Source organism: Azospirillum sp. INR13 (assembly GCF_015390205.1).
Taxonomy (GTDB): Bacteria; Pseudomonadota; Alphaproteobacteria; order Azospirillales; family Azospirillaceae; genus Azospirillum.
Genome location: NZ_VUOI01000012.1, coordinates 44,105 through 63,106, shown reverse-complemented (window position 1 = coordinate 63,106; position 19,002 = coordinate 44,105). Strand labels below are relative to the sequence as shown.

Here is a 19,002-nt window from a genome sequence, read left to right as displayed (position 1 = left end):
TTCGCAGGGGAGGGACTGCCGCCGCCTTCCCGAACAAGCCCTTGTCCCCTCCCCCGCCCAGCTCTCGCACAAAGCTATGCTTTGTGCTGACGCGGCAGGCGGACCGTAGGTCCGCTGAGAGCGGGGGAGGGTTAGGGTGGGGGTTAACTCCCCTCAAGCCTTCCCGATCATCCGCCCCAGGTCGCGCCCGGCGAACAGGTGGATGTGCAGGTGGGGCACTTCCTGGTGCGCGGCCTCGCCGCAGTTGGACAGGATGCGGTAGCCGGGACCGTCGGCGCCGACCATGCGGGCGACCTCGCCCACCGCACGGAACAGGCCGGCGATTTCGGCCTCCGACGCCTTGGCGGTGAAGTCGTCCATGTCGATGTAGGCGCCCTTCGGGATCACCAGCACATGGGTCGGCGTCTGCGGGTCGATGTCATGGAAAGCGAGCGCGTGCTCGGTCTCGTGGACCTTCTTGCACGGGATTTCGCCGCGCAGGATGCGGGCGAACACGTTGCTGTCGTCATAGCTCTTGGCCATCGCGTGCGTCCTCTTGGTGGGGAATCCCGCTCAGGCTTTGCGGGATTTCTTCTCGTCGATGCCGCTGGTGCCCTCGCGCTGGGCGAGTTTGGTCCAGACCTCCGCCGGATCCAGCCCCAGGTCGGCCCACAGCACCAGCAGGTGATAGAGCAGGTCGGCGGATTCCGCCGCCAGCGCCGCCTTGTCGCCGCGCACTGCCTCCAGGATCGCCTCCACCGCCTCTTCGCCCACCTTCTGGGCGATCTTGGCGGTGCCGCGGCTGTAGAGCTTCGCGGTGTAGGAGGTCTCCGGATCCGCGCCCTTGCGGGCCTGGACGGTGACGAACAGCCGGTCGAGCACCTCGGCGCCCAGCGGGGCCGGCGCCTTGTCGGCAGACTTCTTGTCACCCATGTGCCGTCTCCACCGCCGCGTTCGACGCCCGGGCCGGGCGCACCGGGATGCCGGCGGCGCTCAAGGCCGCCTTGGCCTGACCGATGGTGTAGGTGCCGAAATGGAAGATCGAGGCGGCGAGCACCGCGGTGGCATGGCCCTCGCGGATGCCCTCCACCAGATGGTCGAGCGTGCCGACGCCGCCCGACGCGATCACCGGGATGCGGATCGAGTCCGCCACCGTGCGCGTAAGCTCCAGGTCGAAGCCGCTCTTGGTGCCGTCGCGGTCCATCGAGGTCAGCAGGATTTCGCCGGCCCCCAATGATTCCATCCGCTTGGCCCATTCCACCGCGTCGATGCCGGTGGCGTTGCGGCCGCCATGGGTGAAGACCTCCCACTTGCCCGGCGCAACCTTCTTGGCGTCGATGGCGACGACGATGCATTGCGCCCCGAACTTCTCCGCACCCTCGCGCACGAAGTCGGGGCGGTGGATCGCCGCGGTGTTGATCGACACCTTGTCGGCGCCGGCCAGCAGAAGCTTGCGGATGTCGTCCACCGTGCGCACGCCGCCGCCGACGGTCAGCGGCATGAAGACCTGCTCCGCCGTCCGCCGCACCACGTCGAAGATGGTGTCGCGGTTCTCGTGGCTGGCGGTAATGTCGAGGAAGGTCAGCTCGTCGGCGCCTTCGCGGTCGTAGACGCGGGCCTGTTCCACCGGATCGCCGGCATCGACCAGATCGACGAAGTTGACCCCCTTCACCACCCGGCCGTCCTTGACGTCCAGGCAGGGGATGACGCGCATCTTCAGCATCAGTCGGCGTCCTCGACGGCGGGGGCGGAGAGCAAGGCCAGCGCCTCCTTGGGGTCGATCCGGCCGTCATACAGCGCGCGGCCGCAGATCACGCCCTCGATCCCGGCGTCCTCTTCGATCTTCAGGGCCTTGAGGTCGTCGATCGACGACACGCCGCCCGACGCGATCACCGGGGTGGTGAGATGGTAGGCGAGGTCGGAGGTCGATTCCACGTTGACGCCGCCCATGGCGCCGTCGCGGTTGATGTCGGTGTAGATGATGGCGGAGACGCCGCAATCCTCGAACTTCAGCGCCAGATCCAGCGCCTTGATGTCGGAGGTCTCGGCCCAGCCGGCCACCGCGACATAGCCTTCGCGGGCATCGATTCCCACCGCGATTCTACCCGGAAACTCACGGCAGGCGGCCTTGACCAGCTCCGGATCGCGCAGCGCCACCGTGCCCAGGATGACGCGGCTGACGCCCTTCTCCAGCCACATGCCGATGGTGTTCAGATCGCGGATGCCGCCGCCGAGCTGTACCGGGATGGTGACCGATTTCAGGATGCTTTCGACCGCGGCGCCGTTCACCGGCTTGCCTTCGAAGGCGCCGTTGAGGTCGACCAGATGCAGCCATTGGAAACCCTGGCTCTGGAACAGGCGGGCCTGTTCGCCGGGATCGGTGTTGAAGACCGTGGCCTGGCTCATCTCGCCGCGCAGCAGGCGGACGCAGGCACCGTCCTTGAGGTCGATGGCGGGGTAGATGATCATCGCTGGCGTCTTCCTATGGCGTTGCTGGCTGTTAAAGGGCTGGCGGCTGGTGGGCAGGCTGGAGGTCTTTGCAGTAGAAATGGCCGGCGAGCGGCTTGCCCTGCACCAGCGCATAGAAGGGATGGGTTCCCCAACGCCTGAAGCCGAGCGATTCATAGAGCGTGATGGCTGCCTCCTGCGTCACGCGGACGTCCAGGTTCAACACCTGGAAACCGGCGGCGCAGGCTTCGTCCACCACCGCCATGGTCAGCCGGCGGGCAAGCCCGTGGCCGCGCGCCCAGGGGGCGACGAAGCTGGTGGTCAGCTGGGCGGCGTGGGCCTGCGCCTCGTTGTTGCGCGGCGGCTTGACCAGCTGGGCGGATCCGGCAACCACCCCGTCGAGGCGGGCGACGAACAGCACCCGTTCCGGCACCACCAGCACGCCTTTCCAGAACCGCTCCATCACGTCGCGCGGCGGCGGCTCGACCCAGCCGAAGCCGCCGCCGGCCCGGATGGCGTCGTCGGCGGCATCGCAGAGGTCGTGCAGGTCGGCGGTCTTCAGCGCATCGACCTTGTCGATGGCGATCTCGGCCATCGCGTCAGACCTTCCAGCGCAGGAAGTTGGCGATCAGCGCCAGACCGGTCGCCTGGCTCTTCTCCGGATGGAACTGGGGTGCCGACCAGATTATCGCGTCCGACCACCGCGGCGAAGGGGCCGCCATAGTCGGCCGACGCGATCAGCGTGTCGGGATCGGCCAGCTTGAACTGGTAGGAATGGACGAAATAGGCGTGGCTGCCCTCCGGCAGACCGGCCAGCACCGGGTGCGGATGGCGGATGTTCAACTCGTTCCAGCCCATATGCGGGATTTTCAGGGCCGGATCCGCAGGCTCCAGCTTCACCACCTCGCCCCGGATCCAGCCCAGCCCCTCGGTCACGCCATATTCGCGCCCGCGTTCGGCCATCAGCTGCATGCCGACGCAGATGCCCAGGAAGGGCCGGCCGCGGCGGTGCACCACCTCTTCCAGCGCCTCGAGCATGCCGGGGACCTCCGACAGGCCGCGCTTGCAGTCGGCGAAGGCGCCGACGCCCGGCAGAACCACGCGGTCGGCCCGGCGGACGGCGTCGGCATCGGAGGTGACGAGGACGGTGTAGGAGGCTTCGGCTTCGCCGGCGGCGCGCTCGATCGCCTTGGCGGCGGAGCGCAGGTTGCCGGAGCCGTAATCGATCAGCGCGACCGTTTCCATGAACGTGACAAACCTTCCGATAGGACGGCGGAGGGGGAGTTCAGGTCCCCGCCGTCAGAGCGATCCGCCGAGCGTGCCCTTGGTGGAGGGCACCGCATCGCGCTTGCGCGGGTCGATCTCCACCCCGGCGCGCAGCGCGCGGGCAAGCGCCTTGTAGCAGCTTTCCACGATATGGTGGTTGTTCTCGCCATACAGGTTCTCGACGTGCAGCGTCACGCCGGCGGCCATGGCGAAGGCCTGGAACCACTCACGGAACAACTCGGTGTCGAAGTCGCCGATCTTGTCGCGGGTGAAGTTCACCTTCCAGATCAGGTAGGGCCGGTTGGAGAAGTCCAGCGCCACCCGGGTCAGCGTCTCGTCCATCGGGACATAGGAATGGCCGTAGCGCTGGATGCCCTTGCGGTCGCCCAGCGCCTTCGCCACCGCCATGCCGATGGCAATGCCGGTGTCCTCGGTCGTGTGGTGGTAGTCGATGTGCAGGTCGCCGTCGGCCAGGACCGTCAGGTCCATCAGGCTGTGGCGCGACAGCTGTTCCAGCATGTGGTCGAGGAAGCCGACCCCCGTCTTGACGTCGTAGACGCCGGTGCCGTCAAGGTTCAGCGCGACCCGGATCCGGGTCTCGGTGGTGTTCCGCTCGATCGAGGCGCGGCGGCCGCCGTTGATGGGGGTCTGGTCCATGGCGGTTTTGTAGCAGGAAGCATCCCTGCGCGCCAGCATCCGGCACGATTGATGCGCGGCATGTCCATTCCGACGATTGTCCTACGAAAGTGTGCAGGGTAGAGTTCTCCACATCTCCTACGTGCATATCCGCTTATGATGCCCCGCCCGCGCCCATTCGCCGCAGTCCTGATTCTCCTTCTCGGCCTGCTGCCGGCCGGCTGCGGCGGCATGTCCCCGCCGCAGCAGGCTGGAAAAGCGGCACCGCCGGTCGCCATGGGAAGCACCACCCCCTTCCGCTTCGGCGAACTGGCGATCGGGTCGATGCGGCGCGGGATGCAGATCGGCCGCTATGTCTGGGGCATCGACTGCGCCCCGCCCTATGACGACGTCTATTGGACCAGCGGCGTCAACATGCGCCGCGGCTCCACCTTCGAGGAGCGGTTCAGTGAGGTGATGACCGCCGCCGGCTTCGACGTTGTCGGACGGCCCGGCGGTCCCGACAGCCCCGACGGCAACCGCAGCAGAGCCCGTTTCACGGTGCAGGGCGACCTGCGCGATGTGCAGTTGGAGTTGTGCCACCGCGTCAACTGGCTGACCGGCAGCAGCAAGGGCAGTTCCGGCAGCGGCAGCGTCAAGGTGGAATGGACGGTCTACGACACGCGCGGCGGCGGGCTCGTCCACCGCATCGTCACCACCGGGGCCACGACGCAGGAGCGCGGCGTACCCCAGGGCGACACCCTGCTGATGGAGGAGGCGTTCGCCGCCGCGGTGGAGGCGCTCGCCGCCGATGCCGGCTTCCGCGCTCTGCTGTCGGGCGGCACCCTGCCCGCTCCGGTGGCGACGGCGGCAGCAATGGTTTCGACGGCAACACCGGCCGGATCCGGGCCGATCCCGCTGACTCCGGCGGTTGCTACTCTGGGTTCGGCATCCTCTTACCCATTGGCAGGCCGGCTTCTGCTGCGGACCGGATCCGGGTCCGGCCGGGTCGCGTCGGCGCGGGTGGCCGTTGGCGGCTCATCGGGCCTTTCCCATGGCTTCGTTATCGGAGAGACCGATGTGGCGGGCGAGGTGCAGGCCGTGCTGCTGGCTCCCCTCCCCGGCTCCGACCCCACGGTGACGGTTCGGCCGGCGCGCGGGGTGGAGTTGACCGGCTGGGTGGTTGGACGCGATGCGGCGAGCGGCTTCGCGCTGGTGAGGGTGCCGGCGCGGCTGACCGCCCTTCCCGTCCGCACCGGGATCTTGCGCGTCAGCGAAGCGGTGCGGGCGATCCCCGGCGGACGGGCAAGGAGGTCGAGGGGATCGTCGGCAGCCTGCAATCCGGAGAGAACCGCGGTACCACGCTGATCCAGGCGGATCTGGGCTCCGCCGCCCTGTTCACGGCAGTGACGGAGGCCGGCGATCCACTGCTGGATGGCGGCGGCATGCTGGTCGGGGTGGCGGCGACCGGCCGCCGCTCTGTCGCCACCCCGGCCGGGCTGGTCGAGTTCCTGGCGATCGGACCGCTGCTCGACCGGCTGGGGGCGGATCCGGCTGGACCGAGCCTGTCCGCTCAACCACCGAAACAGGATCGGACTGGACGCAACCAGGCTTACGCGACGGAACGAAACCGGCCGGGCCGCGGCATTCCGTCTGATCCCTGGGCGGAGGATGACGAGCTTGACCGCGATGTTCTTGACGGGGACCGCGCCCCTCCCACATAGACCGGATGCCCTGCCGCCGCGGCTCAAGGGGGTTTGCGCCCTACCTTCTGGTGCGCCTTCCCGGGGCGGCGGGCGGCTCCCCTTTTCCTGCATGGTTTGCGCATGACCTACCCAGCGTCCAATCCACACGATCCCATCCAATGGCACGGCACCACCATCCTGTCCGTGCGCAAGAACGGTCAGGTGGTGATCGCCGGCGACGGGCAGGTCTCGGTCGGCCAGACGGTGATGAAGGCCAACGCGCGCAAGGTCCGCTGGCTGGCCGGCGGCACGGTGATGGCCGGCTTCGCCGGCGCCACCGCCGACGCGCTGACCCTGTTCGAGCGGCTTGAAGGCAAGTTGGAGCAGTATCCCGGCCAGCTGACCCGCGCCTGCGTGGAGATGGCCAAGGACTGGCGCACCGACCGCTACCTGCGCCGGCTGGAAGCGATGATGGCGGTGGCCGACAAGTCCGTCAGCCTCGTGCTGACCGGCAACGGCGACGTTCTGGAACCGGAGGACGGGCTGATCGGCATCGGTTCCGGCGGGTCCTACGCCCTGTCGGCGGCACGCGCGTTGATCGACATCGACGGGATGGATGCGGAGGCGGTGGCGCGCAAGGCGATGAAGATCGCCGCCGGCATCTGCGTCTACACCAACGAAAACGTCACCCTGGAACAGCTGTGAGCGCCATGACGATTCAGACCGCTTCCGTGTCCGCCGACACCGCCGCCTTCAGCCCGCGCGAGATCGTCTCCGAGCTCGACCGCTACATCGTCGGCCAGAACGACGCCAAGCGCGCGGTCGCCATCGCGCTGCGCAACCGCTGGCGCCGGCAGCAGCTGCCCGAAGGCCTGCGGGAAGAGGTGCTGCCGAAGAACATCCTGATGATCGGCCCGACCGGCGTCGGCAAGACCGAAATCGCCCGCCGCCTCGCCAAGCTGGCCCAGGCGCCCTTCCTGAAGGTGGAGGCAACCAAGTTCACCGAGGTCGGCTATGTCGGCCGCGACGTCGAGCAGATCGTCCGCGACTTGGTGGAGGCCGCCATCGGCCTGACCCGCGAGCGGCTGCGCAAGGAGGTCGCCGCCAAGGCCGAACTGCGCGCCGAGGAACGCGTTCTCGACGCGCTGTGCGGCGACAGCGCCAGTGCCGATACCCGCGCCAAGTTCCGCAAGATGTTGCGCGAAGGCACGCTGAACGACAAGGAGATCGAAGTCCAGGTGGCCGACACCGGCGCCGGCAACATGCCGACCTTCGACATCCCCGGCATGCCGGGCGCCCAGATGGGCATGCTGAACCTGAACGACATGTTCGGCAAGATGATGGGCGGGCGAACCAAGACCCGCCGCATGAGCGTGGCCGAGAGCCACGGCGTGCTGATGGCCGAGGAGTCCGACAAGCTGCTGGACCAGGAGAAGGTGGTGGCGGAGGCGATCCGCGCGGTCGAGCAGAACGGCATCGTCTTCCTCGACGAGATCGACAAGATCTCCGCCCGATCGGACGCGCGCGGCGCCGACGTCAGCCGCGAGGGCGTTCAGCGCGACCTGCTGCCGCTGATCGAGGGCACGACGGTGTCGACCAAGCACGGCCCGGTGAAGACCGACCACATCCTCTTCATCGCGTCGGGCGCCTTCCACATCGCCAAGCCGTCGGACCTGCTGCCCGAACTGCAAGGCCGCCTGCCGATCCGCGTCGAACTGAAGGCGCTGAGCCAGGACGACTTCAAGCGCATCCTGACCGAGCCGGAAGCCAGCCTGATCCGTCAGTACAAGGCGCTGATGAAGACGGAGGAGGTCGATCTGGTCTTCACCGACGACAGCATCGACGAGCTGGCCCGGCTGGCGGCGGAGATCAACAGCTCCGTCGAGAACATCGGCGCGCGGCGCCTGCACACGGTGCTGGAGCGCCTGCTGGAGGAGATCAGCTTCGCCGCCAGCGACCGCGCCGGCGAGACGATCACCATCGACGCCGCCCTGGTGCGCGAGCGTGTCGGCGGACTGGCGAAGAACGCGGATCTGTCGAAGTTCATTCTGTGAGGGTGTGGGGGGCGCTCGTGTCGGGCGCCTCCTGCTTCACGTGAAACATTCCCCCTACCCGCCTGCCGCCGGCTTCACACTCTTCGGCAGCAGCAGCGCGTAGGTGCCGCGGCTCTTCATCACCCCGGCCTTCTGCTCCGCCTCCGCCCCATGGCCCCAGAAGACGTCGCCGCGCACCGGGCCGCGGATGGCGCCACCGGTGTCCTGGGCGATCAGCAGCCGCTGCAAACGCTGCCGGCCGTCGAGCGGATCCTCGGCATCCAGCCAGACCGGCGCGCCGTAGGGCATGAACTTGGAGTCCACCGCCAGACTGCGCCCTGGCGTCAGCGCCACGCCCTGGGCGCCGTTGGGGCTGTCGCCGGTCAGCGGTTGGAAGAAGACGTAGGACGGGTTGAGGTTCATCACCGCCGCCGCCTGGTCGGGATTGGCGAGCAGCCAGGCGCGGATGGTCTGGAGCGAGACCTCCTCCCGCTTCAGCGCACCGCGGTCGATCAGCTCCTTGCCGATGGCGACGTATTTGTGGCCGTTCTGGGCGGCGTAGCCGACGCGCATCTCGCCACCGTCTGCCAGCCGGATCCGCCCCGACCCTTGGATCTGCAGGAAGAAGGCGCCGATGGGGTCCTTCACCCAGACCAGTTCCAGCCCCTTGCCCCCAAGGGCGCCGGCGGCGATGGCAGCGCGGTCCTCATAGGGCTTCAGCCGGCCGTTCACCACCCGGCCGGCGGTGCGTTCCCCCTTCCAGCGATCTGAGAAGTCGCCGAGATCCACCATCACCAAGTCCGAAGGCTGGCGATGGAGCGGCACGGGATAGGCTGGATCCGGCCGGCGGCTGCCCTCCAGCTCGGGCTCGTAATAGCCGGTGAACAGCCCTTCACGCGTGCCGTTGTTACCGGCGGCATAGGGGGTGAAAATGGCTTCGAAGAAGGCGCGGGCGGCCTCGTCGCCGGGCGGCAGATCCGTCAATTGGGCGCAAGGGCCCTGCCAGTCGCCGACGGTGCCGGCCACCCCGTTCGGCCCGACCGGGCGGTCCGCCGGCTGTGTCCTGAAGCGGGCGCAGGAGCGGGCGAGCGCCGGGATCGCCTGGGCGACCGGATCGGTCCGCCAGCCCGGAAGCTCGGCGAAGGTCAGCGGCGCCAGGGTCAGGGCATCGGGCGGCGGCTTGGCCTCTTCCCGCTTCGCTTCGTCCTTCGGCGTGCAGGCCGAAAACAGCAACGCCACCGCCCCGAAGAGGGCGATGGCGTTGAAACCGGTCCGATGACGGGTGTTCATTACCGGCGGTCGTCCGATCACTGAACCTGCCGCACCTCGACCAGAGACCAGTTCGGGTCGCGCGAGCGGATGTTGCGGGCAAAGGTCCAGACGTCGACGTTCTCCACCAGATCCTTGGGATCGCCGTCGATGACGGTGCCGTCGCGGTCGCGCACCACATTGACCTGATCGGTGACCAGACGGACGGTGACGAAGGCGGTGCGGCCGGCATCCAGCCTCGCTTCCACCACCTCGGCCTCGCGCACGAACTCGATGCGGGCCTCGTGCTGCTCGCCGGCGGTCTGACGGTCGCGGATGACGCGGGCGAAGCTCTCGTACACATCGTCGGCCAGCAGCGGGCGAAGCGTCGCGGTGTCGCCGCGGGCGAAGGCGTCGACGATCATGGCGAAAGCGGCCTTGGAGCCTTCCAGGAAGTGCTTTTCATCGAAGGTCGGGTCGGCGGCGCGGATCTGTTCGATGGAGGCGGCCAGCGACAGCGGCTCGTCCGGAGAGACTGCGACATCAGGACGCGGCCGATTGCGCTCCGGCAGAGGCACGACGTTATCGGGCTTCGCAGTGCTGGGGGCGGCGGTGAAAGGATTGGGGCGCTGACGCTCCTCCCCCGTCCGGCGGCCCAAGACGCTGCGCAGCCGATAAACGAGGAAGGCCGCGATCATCGCGAAGATCACGATCTCGATGAACACGAACCCATCTCCCATCATCTGTTCCTTCCAACGACTTGAGCCAACGACTTGAGCGATTTGACCTGCGGAAGCGGCCTTGATACGGCAGATCCACGGCGGATCCGATGAAAGATCCGGTTGCGGCCGCGGCGTCACCGCCTGCCCCACCCCTGGACCTTGCGGACGGGCGGCATTACGTGTTGCTTGCCCGTCAGAAACCGCCATCCCGGATGGAGCCGCCGGACTTTCGACCGGACGACCTATCCAAACCTAGATAGGGGCAGCGAGCCCGAAGAGCAAGGACACCATGAATCCCCTGCTGTTGATCCTTCTTCTGCCGATCCTGGAGATCGTCGGATTCATCCAGGTCGGCGACTGGATCGGCGCCGGGCCGACCATCGGGTTGCTCGCCCTGTCGGCGGTGGTGGGCGTGCTGCTGGTCCGCCACCGTGGCCTGTCGTCGCTGACCCGCGCGCAGGCCGCGGCGGCCCGCGGCGAGGCGCCGATCGGCACGGTGCTGGACGGCTTCTGCGCCGTGCTGGCCGGCATTCTGCTGATCATTCCCGGCTTCCTGACCGACATTCTGGGGCTGGTCCTGCTGATCGGCCCGCTGCGCCGGGGCATCGGCCGCTGGTTGCTCGGCCGCATCGGCGCCGGCATGCCGGTCTTCACCATGGGCGGGACCGCCGCCGGCGGGCGGCCCGGCTTCGGAAGCGGCGGTTTCGGCGGCGCAACGGATCGTGGTTTCGGCGAGCCGGACTTCGGGTCCGGCAATGCCCGCCGCCCCGACGATCCCTTCCGCCCCACACCCGGCGTGATCGACGTGGATTACCGCGACGTCACGCCCGGCGAAGGCGGAACGGGCGATGGGAAGGACGACGCCGACGCGCCGCGGCTGACCGATTCCCAATGGGGGAAGCACCGCCCGGATGAGCGGCGCTGAGCCAGCGTCCGGCCGGCGGTTTCCGTTGGCAGGACGGCCGATCCGTGATAGCCAGCCCACTGGGCGAAGGCACAACCGTCGCGAACCAAACCCTGTCACCTCACATCCGGGTCGGCCCGCCGCCCCTGCCCTGTTCCAAGCCGGGACCCGGGCCGGGAGGAAGGCCGGCGATTAGGAGTCCGTTATGTCCGATCAGATGAGCAACGGCGCCGAGCAGCAGCAGGCGTCCTCGCTGCCGATGCATGTCCTCGCGCAGTATGTGAAGGACCTCTCGTTCGAGAACCCCAACGCCCCGCAGAGCCTGCTGCCCAACCAGCCGCAGCCGCAGGTGAACATCGGCGTCGACGTCCAGGGCCAGAAGGTCGGCGAAGACATCTACGAGCTGACGCTGAACCTGCGCTGCGAAGCCCGCCAGGGTGAGGCCGTGGCCTTCCTGGTCGAGCTGTCCTATGGCGCCCTGTTCCAGTTCCCCGGCCTGCCGGAAGAGCATCACCGCCCGGTCCTGATGATCGAGGGCGCCCGGATGATCTTCCCGTTCGCCCGCGCCATCGTCTCCAGCGCGACCCGCGAAGGCGGCTTCCCGCCGCTGATGATCAACCCGATCGACTTCGCCGAGCTGTACCACCGCCAGTCGGCCGAGCAGGCCGAGCAGCCGCAGCAGCCCCCGTTCTGATCCCAAATCGGATCGGAAGGAACCGAAAGAAAAGGGCGGGTGGCCGAAAGGCACCCGCCCTTTTTCATGCTCTTCTTCAAACCACCCGACACCTCTTTCGGCCGTCATTCCCGCGAAGGCGGGAATCCAGTGCTGCCGGAAGCAGCCACTTCGGGAAGCCTGGATCCCCGCCTTCGCAGGGATGACGCTTCCCGAGGTACAGGCGGCGGGCGGGGAGAGCCGGACCCGGATCCGGCATGGCACCTTACTGGTTCATACTCTCGAAGAACTCGTTGTTCGACTTGGTGTGCTTCAGCTTGTCGACCAGGAAGTCGACCGCGTCGGTCACGCCCATCGGCATCAGGATGCGGCGCAGGATCCACATCTTCGACATGGTGCCCTTGTCGACCAGCAGCTCCTCCTTGCGGGTGCCCGACTTGGAGATGTCGATGGCCGGGAAGGTGCGCTTGTCGGAGAGCTTGCGATCCAGCACGATTTCCGAGTTGCCGGTGCCCTTGAACTCTTCGAAGATCACCTCGTCCATGCGGCTGCCGGTGTCGATCAGCGCGGTGGCGATGATGGTGAGCGAGCCGCCCTCTTCCACGTTGCGGGCGGCGCCGAAGAAGCGCTTGGGCCGCTGCAGGGCGTTGGCGTCGACACCGCCGGTCAGCACCTTGCCGGACGACGGCACCACGGTGTTGTAGGCGCGGGCCAGACGGGTGATGCTGTCCAGCAGGATCACCACGTCGCGCTTGTGCTCGACCAGCCGCTTGGCCTTCTCGATCACCATTTCGGCGACCTGGACGTGGCGGGTGGCCGGCTCGTCGAAGGTGGAGCTGATGACCTCGCCGCGGACCGAGCGGGCCATGTCCGTCACTTCTTCCGGACGCTCGTCGATCAACAGGACGATCAGGTAGGCTTCGGGTGGTTGGTGGCGACCGAGTGGGCGATGTTCTGCAGCATCACCGTCTTGCCGGTGCGCGGCGGCGCCACGATCAGCCCGCGCTGCCCCTTGCCGAGCGGCGCCACCAGGTCGACGATGCGGCCGGTGAGGTTCTTCTTGGTGGGGTCCTCGACCTCCATCCGGATGCGTTCTTCCGGATAGAGCGGTGTCAGGTTGTCGAAGTTGATGCGGTGACGGACCTTGTCGGGCGCGTCGAAATTGATGGTGTTGACCTTCAGCAGGGCGAAGTAGCGCTCACCGTCCTTGGGCGAGCGGATCTGCCCTTCCACCGTGTCGCCGGTGCGCAGGCCGAAGCGGCGCACCTGGCTGGGACTGACGTAGATGTCGTCGGGACCCGGCAGATAGTTGGCTTCCGGCGAGCGCAGGAAACCGAACCCGTCCTGCAGCACCTCCAAAACGCCGTCGCCGAAGATCGGAATGTCGTTCTCGGCCAGCTGCTTCAGGATCGCGAACATCATGTCCTGCTTGCGCAGCGTGCTCGCGTTCTCGATCTGCAGCTCCTCCGCGAACGCCAGCAGTTCGGCGGGGCTTTTGCACTTCAGCTCTTGGAGATGCATCGGATTGCCTGTGAAATCGTCATGCGGGGGAGGTGACCCTAAGGGGATGGGAAGTGCCTGGAACCCCGGCGGACGGCGGTTGGAGGCGGCGGGAGCCGCAACGCGGTCGCGTCGGGTGGGCAGCGGGTGGCGCTTTGACGATCGCGCGCCAGGGCGTCCGGAAAATGGTCGCACGGGAGCGGGTCGCCAGCCACCAGGCCCGGCTCAAGAACAGAGCGTCGGATCGGCAGATGTGGGCGTGGGAGGCCGCGGGGCGAAAACCCCGTGGTCCTGACATGGTTATCGGATCGGCGGACGCAAGTCAAACGAAAGCGAAACCCGCGCCGGTCGCGGATTCCGCTTTTTTCCGGGGTGTGGAAGACCGTTCGATCACGTACCGCCGGTCAGAAGGGCTTGACGATCACGAAGATGACGATGCCGATCATCAGCAGCGTCGGCACCTCGTTGGCGATGCGGTAGAAGCGCTGCGGCCGCGTGTTGCGGTCCTCGGCGAACTCCCGGCGCCACTTGGCCATCATCATGTGGCTGGCGGTCAGCAGCAGGACGAACAGCAGCTTGGCGTGCAGCCAGCCCTGCTTCATCCATTCCGGCGTCAGCACGATCATGGCGATGCCGAACACGTACGCCGCGATCATCGCCGGGTTCATGATGGCGCGCAGCAGGCGGCGTTCCATCACCTTGAAGCGTTCCGACGTGTCGGACCCGGCCGGCACCTCGCAGTGGTAGACGAACAGGCGCGGCAAATAGAGCAGCCCCGCCATCCAGGCGATGATGCTGATGACGTGCAGCGCCTTGATCCATTCGTACAGCACCGGGCGTGTTCCCTCTTTCTTTGCGGTTCGACCGTTGCGGCTCAGCGCCGCGCCTGCGGGCAGCCGGGGAAGTTGGACGGGCAGATCCGGTCGCCGTTCTGGGCGCAGACCGTCGCCTTTCCCGCAACCATCTGCCTCACCAGCCGGGCCAGCCCGTCGATGAAGCCGGGATGCACCCCCACCGTCGGAACGCGGGTGAAGTGCGGAACCCCTGCCTCCTTGGCCAGATGGCGGTATTCGATCTCGATCTCCACCAGCGTCTCGGAATGCTCCGACACGAAGGCCATCGGCACCACCAGGATCGGCACGCCGTCCTGGCCGGCGCGGCGGATCTCGGCGTCGGTGCTGGGGCCGATCCACTCCATCGGGCCGACGCGGCTCTGGTAGCAGTTCACCCAATCCAGATGCTCGATGCCCAGCGCCGCGGCGATGGATTCGGCCGTACGCTCGCACTGCCACTGATAGGGATCGCCGGAGGTCACCACCTTCTTCGGCAGGCCGTGGGCGGAGAACAGGACGCGCGGCGTACCGTGCGCCTTGGCGGCCTCGTACAGCGGACGGATCAGGTCGGCCGACGCGTCGATGAAGCCGGCCTGGGTCGGGTAGCAGCACAGCAGCCTGGTCGGCGCCGTCAACCCGACGGTCTTCGCCGACTCATGCCAGACCTTGGCGCTGGATGCCGTGGTGGTGGTGGAGAATTGCGGATAGAGCGGCAGCAGAACGACCAGATCCGGATCGTATTCCTTCACCCGCGCCGCCGTCTCGGCACTCATCGGGTGCCAGTAGCGCATGGCGATGAAGACCTTGCTCTCCGCCCAATCAGCCGCCGGATCAGCCCCCAGATCCGCCGCCAAATCCGCCCCGAGCGCCGCCTCCAGAGCCGCGGCCTGGGCCTCCGTGTTCTCCAGCAGCGGCGACTTGCCGCCGAGCTGCGCGTAGATCTCCGCCGCCGGCTTCGCCCGCCGCCCGCTGATCAGGCTGGCGATCAGGAAGCGGAACGGGTTCGGCAGCCGGATGATGGCCGGATCCGCGAACAGGTTGAACAGGAAGGGCCGTACGGATTCCGGCGCGTCGGGACCGCCGAGGTTGAACAGCACGACGGCCACGCGGCGCGGCCGGCCGCCGGGGACGGAGTGCGAGGCGGATGTCTGGGGAGGTTGCTGGATCATGGTGCCCGCTAAACTGGAGCGTCGCCGTGCTTGTGTCCAGACCCCCGCCGTCGCTTTTTCAGCCCGTCAGGACCTGCCGCCGGAAAAGCCGTCAGCCGCGGTTCGGCCACTCGCGCAGGATCCGGGTCAGCGCCGCCACATGATCGGGCGGGGTGGACTGAATCACGCCATGGCCCAGGTTGAACACGAAGGGCCGGTCGGCCAACGCCTCCAGGATGCCGAGGGTTGCCGTCTCCAGCGCCTTGCCGCCGGTGGCCAGCATGATCGGGTCGAGGTTTCCCTGCACCGGCAGGCGGGGCTGCAGCGTACGGGCGGCCCACACCGGCGAGACGGTGGTGTCGAGCCCGACGGCATCGACGCCGGCATCGGCGACGTAATCCTCATAGGCGTGGCCGGCCCCGCGCGGGAAGCCGATGATCGGCGTGTTCGGGTGCTTGGCCTTCACCAGTGCGACGATCCGCCGCGTCGGCTCGATCACCCAGCGGCGGAACTCGCCGACCGGCAGGACGCCGGCCCAGCTGTCGAACAGCTGCACCGTTTCCACCCCCGCCTCTATCTGGCGGCAGAGATAGTCGGCGGTGACATCCACGATCAGATCGATCAGCTGACCGAATCCCACCGGGTCGCCGTAGGCCCAGCGCTTGACATGCGCATACTCCTTCGACCCCGCCCCTTCGACCATGTAGCAGGCGATGGTCCAGGGAGCCCCGGCAAAGCCGATCAGCGTCGTGCCCTCGGGGATCGCGGTGGAGAGCCGGCGCACCGTCTCGTAGACCGGCGCCAGCGTCTCGTGGAAGCGGTCGCGCGACAGGCGCTTGAGGTCCTCGACGTTGCGGACCGGATCCAGCTTCGGCCCCTCCCCTTCCAGATAGGCGAGAGGCTGGCCCAGGGCGTGCGGCACCACCAGGATGTCGGAGAACAGAATCGCCGCGTCCATGCCGTAGCGGCGCAGCGGCTGCAAGGTCACCTCGACCGCGAAGTCGGGATTGTAGCAGAGGTCGAGGAAGCTGCCCGCCTTCGCCCGCAGTTCCCGGTACTCCGGCAGGTAGCGCCCGGCCTGACGCATCAGCCAGAAGGGCGGACGCGTCCGCACCTCTCCCGCCAGGGCGGCGAGCATCGGCTTCAGCGGGGACTTCGGATTCTGGACGGCGGAGCTGGAATCGGACAAGGCGGTGCGTTCCCCTGAATGCGAATCTCGATTCCGCGATTCCAACACGGAATCGGACGCGGAATCTCGGACGGGCTTATCCCCTCTTCTTCACTATATTTTTTAAAGGGAGAAAGGAAGAGGATGAGGTGGATGGCTGTGGATAACGGTGATCCCCGAGGCGCATGAATCTATCCACAGATCCGGGGGCTTGTGCGGACATGTGCGCGGATCTGTGGACGATTCGGAGCACTACCGCCGGAAACGGCTGAAATGCTATAGCTGGACGAATGGGAGTCCCGTGGATAACAGCGCGGGCGGGGCCGGATCTTCCCAGCTTCCGAAGCGGTCGGCGGAGTTGTCCTCCCCTTGGCCGTATCGGGGAGGAGGAGTCCCCCGGTCGGGATGAAACGCAGGCGGATCCGGTTGTCCACAGATCTGGGCCGGGTTCTCCACAGAATGTTGGGGACGGATGAAAGAGTTCCACCTACATCTCGTGTCCGATGCGACGGGCGAGACCATCAACAGCGTGGCGCGCGCCTGCGTCATCCAGTTCGACGACGTGCGTCCCATCGAGCATTTCTGGAATCTGGTGCGGACCGACCGCCAGCTCGACCTTGTCCTGGAGGGGATCCGGGACAATCACGGGCTTGTGATGTTCACGCTGGTCGACGAAACGCTGCGCCGCCGCCTGCAGGATTTCTGCCGCGAGATGCAGGTGCCCTGCATCCCCGTGCTCGATCCGCTGATCAACGCGCTCGCCGCCTTCCTGGGCGTGGAATCGCAGCGCCAGCCCGGCCGCCAGCATGTCCTGGACGCCGAGTATTTCAGCCGGATCGATGCGGTCGACTTCGCGCTGTCGCACGACGACGGCCAGTCGAACTGGGACCTGCACGAGGCCGACGTGGTTCTGATCGGCGTGTCGCGCAGTTCCAAGACGCCGACCTGCATCTATCTGGCCAATCGCGGCATCAAGGCGGCCAATATCCCGCTGGTGCCCGGCAGTCCGCTGCCGGCCGAGGTCGATCTCCTGACCCGGCCGCTGATCGTCGGGCTGACCAAGGACCCCGACCGGCTGGTGCAGATCCGCCGCAACCGGCTGAAGCTGCTCAACCAGGGCGAGGGCTCCAGCTACGCCGATCCGGAGTTGGTGCGTTCCGAAGTGCAGGAGGCGCGGCGCCTGTTCAGCCGGCGCGGCTGGCCGGTGATCGACGTCTCCCGCCGCTCCATCGAGGAGACGGCCGCCGAAATCATGATGCTGCTGGCCCGGCGACAGAGCGCCAATTTCAGCCCGGAAGGAAAGAAGACGTGAGTGCGTCCGTTCTGGTGCTGGCGTCCGGCTCGCGCACGCGGGCGGCGATGCTGGAGCAGGCCGGCGTCAGCGCCATCCTCGACAAGCCGCTTGTCGACGAGGACGAGGTTAAGGCCGCCGGCCGGGCGGAAGGCGTCCCGGCCGATGCGGTCGCCGAGGCCCTGGCCGAGCTGAAGGCCCAGCGCATCACCCGTCGCCATCCCGGCGCGCTGGTGGTCGGCGCCGACCAGATGCTGGAATGCGAGGGGCGCTGGTTCGACAAGCCGCCCGACCGGGCCGCGGCGCGTGCGCAGCTTCTGGACCTGCGCGGCAAGACCCACCGGCTGGTCAGCTGTGCGGTTGTGGTGCGCAACGGTGAGCGGCTGTGGCACAAGATCGACAGTGCCCGCCTGACGATGCGCAACTTCACCGAAGATTTCCTCGACGACTATCTGGACCGCGTTGGCGAGGACGTGCTGCACTCCGTCGGCGCCTATCAGCTGGAAGGGCTGGGAGCGCAGCTGTTCCAGCGGGTCGAGGGTGATTTCTTCACCATCCTCGGGCTGCCGCTGCTGCCGCTGCTCGGGTTTCTGCGCGTGCATGGGGTTGGGAAGGAATGACGACGGTCGATTCAATCAGCGGCAAGGCAAAGGTCGCCGGCGTGATGGGGTGGCCGATCGGTCATTCGCGGTCTCCCCGGCTGCATGGATTCTGGCTGCGGCAGTATGGGATCGACGGCGCCTATGTCCCTCTGGCGGTGGCGCCGGAGCGCGCCGAGCAGGCGATCCGCGCCCTGCCCGCGCTGGGCTTCCGCGGCTGCAACGTCACCGTCCCGCTGAAGGAGATCGCCTATCGCACCGTCGACCGTCTGGACGAGACCGCCCGGCGCATGGGTGCGGTCAACACCATCGTGGTGGCTGAGGACGGCTCACTGGAGGGTGGCAACACCGACGGCTTCGGCTTCATCGAGAACTTGCGCGCCGAACAACCGGATTGGGCCGCGGAACACGGTCCGGCCGTGGTGATCGGCGCCGGCGGGGCGGCCCGTGCCGTGGTGGTCGCCCTGCTCGACGCCGGCGTGCCGGAAGTCCGTCTGGTCAACCGCACCCGTGCCCGCGCCGAAGAGCTGGCGGCGGATCTGGCCGCGGTCGGGCTGAATGGCGGTGTGATGGTGGTCGATTGGGTTTCACGTGAAACGGCGCTCGATGGTGCCGCGCTGCTGGTCAACACCACCACCCAGGGCATGGCGGGTCAGCCGGCGCTGGACCTGTCCCTGCGCGCCCTGCCCGTCTCGGCGGTCGTCAACGACATCGTCTATGTGCCGCTGGAAACCCCGCTGCTGGCCGAGGCCAGGACGCGCGGCAACCCTGTGGCCGGTGGTGTCGGCATGCTGCTGCACCAAGCGCGTCCCGGCTTCAAGGCTTGGTTCGGCATTGAGCCGCAGGTGACGGCGGAACTGACCCGATTCGTTCTGGAAGGCTGAGGACCG

The 19,002-nt window shown here is 67.6% G+C and carries 20 protein-coding genes and 2 pseudogenes; 9 read left to right on the top strand and 13 right to left on the bottom strand.

Features of this window, described 5'->3' with window-relative positions; translation table 11 throughout:
- Positions 1-153 precede the first annotated feature (153 nt).
- The 7 genes and pseudogenes from F1643_RS11495 to hisB all read right to left on the bottom strand — a co-directional run bounded on the left by F1643_RS11495 (position 154) and on the right by hisB (position 4,350).
- On the bottom strand, positions 154-522 hold the full coding sequence (locus F1643_RS11495) for a histidine triad nucleotide-binding protein (RefSeq protein ID WP_111067488.1): 369 nt from the start codon (positions 520-522) through the stop codon (positions 154-156).
- 30 nt (positions 523-552) lie between these two features.
- On the bottom strand, positions 553-912 hold the full coding sequence (locus tag F1643_RS11490) for a phosphoribosyl-ATP diphosphatase (protein WP_194913318.1): 360 nt from the start codon (positions 910-912) through the stop codon (positions 553-555).
- Complete coding sequence (hisF, locus tag F1643_RS11485) at positions 905-1,702, bottom strand: imidazole glycerol phosphate synthase subunit HisF (RefSeq protein ID WP_194913316.1); 798 nt, start codon at positions 1,700-1,702, stop codon at positions 905-907. Before hisF ends, F1643_RS11490 begins: the two co-directional genes overlap by 8 nt.
- On the bottom strand, positions 1,702-2,448 hold the full coding sequence (gene hisA / locus F1643_RS11480; protein WP_194913314.1) for a 1-(5-phosphoribosyl)-5-[(5-phosphoribosylamino)methylideneamino]imidazole-4-carboxamide isomerase: 747 nt from the start codon (positions 2,446-2,448) through the stop codon (positions 1,702-1,704). Before hisA ends, hisF begins: the two co-directional genes overlap by 1 nt.
- 31 nt (positions 2,449-2,479) lie before the next feature.
- Positions 2,480-3,022: a GNAT family N-acetyltransferase gene (locus tag F1643_RS11475; protein WP_194913311.1), complete on the bottom strand. Its 543-nt coding sequence runs from the start codon at positions 3,020-3,022 to the stop codon at positions 2,480-2,482.
- A gap of 4 nt (positions 3,023-3,026) precedes the next feature.
- Positions 3,027-3,672: pseudogene (hisH, locus tag F1643_RS11470) on the bottom strand (imidazole glycerol phosphate synthase subunit HisH).
- A gap of 54 nt (positions 3,673-3,726) precedes the next feature.
- Positions 3,727-4,350 carry an imidazoleglycerol-phosphate dehydratase HisB gene (gene hisB / locus F1643_RS11465; protein ID WP_044550958.1) on the bottom strand — a complete coding sequence of 208 codons (624 nt, stop codon included), beginning with the start codon at positions 4,348-4,350 and terminating at the stop codon, positions 3,727-3,729.
- Between the two features lie 135 nt (positions 4,351-4,485).
- On the opposite strand from hisB, the gene F1643_RS11460 reads away from it, so the two are divergent.
- The 4 genes from F1643_RS11460 (at position 4,486) to hslU (ending at position 8,047) form a co-directional block, all read left to right on the top strand.
- Positions 4,486-5,676: a serine protease gene (locus F1643_RS11460; RefSeq protein WP_255542663.1), complete on the top strand. Its 1,191-nt coding sequence runs from the start codon at positions 4,486-4,488 to the stop codon at positions 5,674-5,676.
- A gap of 38 nt (positions 5,677-5,714) precedes the next feature.
- Positions 5,715-6,032 carry a hypothetical protein gene (locus F1643_RS22915; protein WP_255542662.1) on the top strand — a complete coding sequence of 106 codons (318 nt, stop codon included), beginning with the start codon at positions 5,715-5,717 and terminating at the stop codon, positions 6,030-6,032.
- 102 nt (positions 6,033-6,134) lie between these two features.
- Positions 6,135-6,698, top strand: coding sequence for an ATP-dependent protease subunit HslV (gene hslV, locus F1643_RS11455; RefSeq protein WP_194913309.1), 564 nt, complete (start codon positions 6,135-6,137; stop codon positions 6,696-6,698).
- A gap of 5 nt (positions 6,699-6,703) precedes the next feature.
- Entirely contained in the window at positions 6,704-8,047 is a 1,344-nt protein-coding gene (gene hslU, locus F1643_RS11450) for an ATP-dependent protease ATPase subunit HslU (RefSeq protein ID WP_194913306.1), read from the top strand.
- Between the two features lie 54 nt (positions 8,048-8,101).
- Here the strand turns inward: hslU and F1643_RS11445 are convergent, their stop codons facing one another.
- Positions 8,102-9,316, bottom strand: a complete 1,215-nt coding sequence (locus F1643_RS11445) for a murein transglycosylase A (RefSeq protein ID WP_194913305.1) — start codon at positions 9,314-9,316, stop codon at positions 8,102-8,104.
- Between the two features lie 17 nt (positions 9,317-9,333).
- On the bottom strand, positions 9,334-10,014 hold the full coding sequence (locus F1643_RS11440) for a Tim44/TimA family putative adaptor protein (protein WP_194913359.1): 681 nt from the start codon (positions 10,012-10,014) through the stop codon (positions 9,334-9,336).
- A gap of 271 nt (positions 10,015-10,285) precedes the next feature.
- On the opposite strand from F1643_RS11440, the gene F1643_RS11435 reads away from it, so the two are divergent.
- Complete coding sequence (locus F1643_RS11435; RefSeq protein ID WP_194913304.1) at positions 10,286-10,921, top strand: FxsA family protein; 636 nt, start codon at positions 10,286-10,288, stop codon at positions 10,919-10,921.
- Between the two features lie 184 nt (positions 10,922-11,105).
- Entirely contained in the window at positions 11,106-11,594 is a 489-nt protein-coding gene (gene secB / locus F1643_RS11430; protein ID WP_194913303.1) for a protein-export chaperone SecB, read from the top strand.
- Positions 11,595-11,838: 244 nt separating this feature from the next.
- On the opposite strand, the pseudogene rho reads toward secB, so the two are convergent.
- The 4 genes and pseudogenes from rho to hemE form a co-directional block, all read right to left on the bottom strand.
- Positions 11,839-13,094: pseudogene (gene rho, locus F1643_RS11425) on the bottom strand (transcription termination factor Rho).
- A gap of 383 nt (positions 13,095-13,477) precedes the next feature.
- Positions 13,478-13,906: a protoporphyrinogen oxidase HemJ gene (gene hemJ, locus F1643_RS11420; RefSeq protein ID WP_324867703.1), complete on the bottom strand. Its 429-nt coding sequence runs from the start codon at positions 13,904-13,906 to the stop codon at positions 13,478-13,480.
- Positions 13,907-13,947: 41 nt separating this feature from the next.
- Positions 13,948-15,075: a ferrochelatase gene (gene hemH / locus F1643_RS11415; protein ID WP_194913302.1), complete on the bottom strand. Its 1,128-nt coding sequence runs from the start codon at positions 15,073-15,075 to the stop codon at positions 13,948-13,950.
- 91 nt (positions 15,076-15,166) lie between these two features.
- Positions 15,167-16,192, bottom strand: a complete 1,026-nt coding sequence (hemE, locus tag F1643_RS11410) for a uroporphyrinogen decarboxylase (RefSeq protein ID WP_194913356.1) — start codon at positions 16,190-16,192, stop codon at positions 15,167-15,169.
- A gap of 502 nt (positions 16,193-16,694) precedes the next feature.
- Here hemE and F1643_RS11405 point away from each other — a divergent pair.
- From F1643_RS11405 to F1643_RS11395, 3 genes are read left to right on the top strand one after another with little or no spacing between them, the layout of a single operon-like run.
- The gene (locus tag F1643_RS11405) at positions 16,695-17,534 is read left to right on the top strand and encodes a pyruvate, water dikinase regulatory protein (protein WP_098740894.1); all 840 of its coding nucleotides are present in this window, start codon (positions 16,695-16,697) and stop codon (positions 17,532-17,534) included.
- Positions 17,531-18,133 carry a Maf family protein gene (locus F1643_RS11400; protein ID WP_194913300.1) on the top strand — a complete coding sequence of 201 codons (603 nt, stop codon included), beginning with the start codon at positions 17,531-17,533 and terminating at the stop codon, positions 18,131-18,133. Before F1643_RS11405 ends, F1643_RS11400 begins: the two co-directional genes overlap by 4 nt.
- Positions 18,130-18,996 carry a shikimate dehydrogenase gene (locus F1643_RS11395; RefSeq protein WP_194913297.1) on the top strand — a complete coding sequence of 289 codons (867 nt, stop codon included), beginning with the start codon at positions 18,130-18,132 and terminating at the stop codon, positions 18,994-18,996. The genes F1643_RS11400 and F1643_RS11395 overlap by 4 nt, the downstream gene beginning before the upstream one ends.
- Positions 18,997-19,002 lie beyond the last annotated feature (6 nt).

What these genes read in the sequence shown, in the direction of transcription:
- F1643_RS11495 (WP_111067488.1), bottom strand. Translation starts at nt 522, where the DNA reads ATGGCCAAGAGCTATGACGACAGCAACGTGTTCGCCCGCATCCTGCGC.
- F1643_RS11490 (WP_194913318.1), bottom strand. Translation starts at nt 912, where the DNA reads ATGGGTGACAAGAAGTCTGCCGACAAGGCGCCGGCCCCGCTGGGCGCC.
- hisF (WP_194913316.1), bottom strand. Translation starts at nt 1,702, where the DNA reads ATGCTGAAGATGCGCGTCATCCCCTGCCTGGACGTCAAGGACGGCCGG.
- hisA (WP_194913314.1), bottom strand. Translation starts at nt 2,448, where the DNA reads ATGATCATCTACCCCGCCATCGACCTCAAGGACGGTGCCTGCGTCCGC.
- F1643_RS11475 (WP_194913311.1), bottom strand. Translation starts at nt 3,022, where the DNA reads ATGGCCGAGATCGCCATCGACAAGGTCGATGCGCTGAAGACCGCCGAC.
- hisB (WP_044550958.1), bottom strand. Translation starts at nt 4,350, where the DNA reads ATGGACCAGACCCCCATCAACGGCGGCCGCCGCGCCTCGATCGAGCGG.
- F1643_RS11460 (WP_255542663.1), top strand. Translation starts at nt 4,486, where the DNA reads ATGATGCCCCGCCCGCGCCCATTCGCCGCAGTCCTGATTCTCCTTCTC.
- hslV (WP_194913309.1), top strand. Translation starts at nt 6,135, where the DNA reads ATGACCTACCCAGCGTCCAATCCACACGATCCCATCCAATGGCACGGC.
- hslU (WP_194913306.1), top strand. Translation starts at nt 6,704, where the DNA reads ATGACGATTCAGACCGCTTCCGTGTCCGCCGACACCGCCGCCTTCAGC.
- F1643_RS11445 (WP_194913305.1), bottom strand. Translation starts at nt 9,316, where the DNA reads ATGAACACCCGTCATCGGACCGGTTTCAACGCCATCGCCCTCTTCGGG.
- F1643_RS11440 (WP_194913359.1), bottom strand. Translation starts at nt 10,014, where the DNA reads ATGGGAGATGGGTTCGTGTTCATCGAGATCGTGATCTTCGCGATGATC.
- F1643_RS11435 (WP_194913304.1), top strand. Translation starts at nt 10,286, where the DNA reads ATGAATCCCCTGCTGTTGATCCTTCTTCTGCCGATCCTGGAGATCGTC.
- secB (WP_194913303.1), top strand. Translation starts at nt 11,106, where the DNA reads ATGTCCGATCAGATGAGCAACGGCGCCGAGCAGCAGCAGGCGTCCTCG.
- hemH (WP_194913302.1), bottom strand. Translation starts at nt 15,075, where the DNA reads ATGATCCAGCAACCTCCCCAGACATCCGCCTCGCACTCCGTCCCCGGC.
- hemE (WP_194913356.1), bottom strand. Translation starts at nt 16,192, where the DNA reads ATGCTCGCCGCCCTGGCGGGAGAGGTGCGGACGCGTCCGCCCTTCTGG.
- F1643_RS11405 (WP_098740894.1), top strand. Translation starts at nt 16,695, where the DNA reads ATGAAAGAGTTCCACCTACATCTCGTGTCCGATGCGACGGGCGAGACC.
- F1643_RS11395 (WP_194913297.1), top strand. Translation starts at nt 18,130, where the DNA reads ATGACGACGGTCGATTCAATCAGCGGCAAGGCAAAGGTCGCCGGCGTG.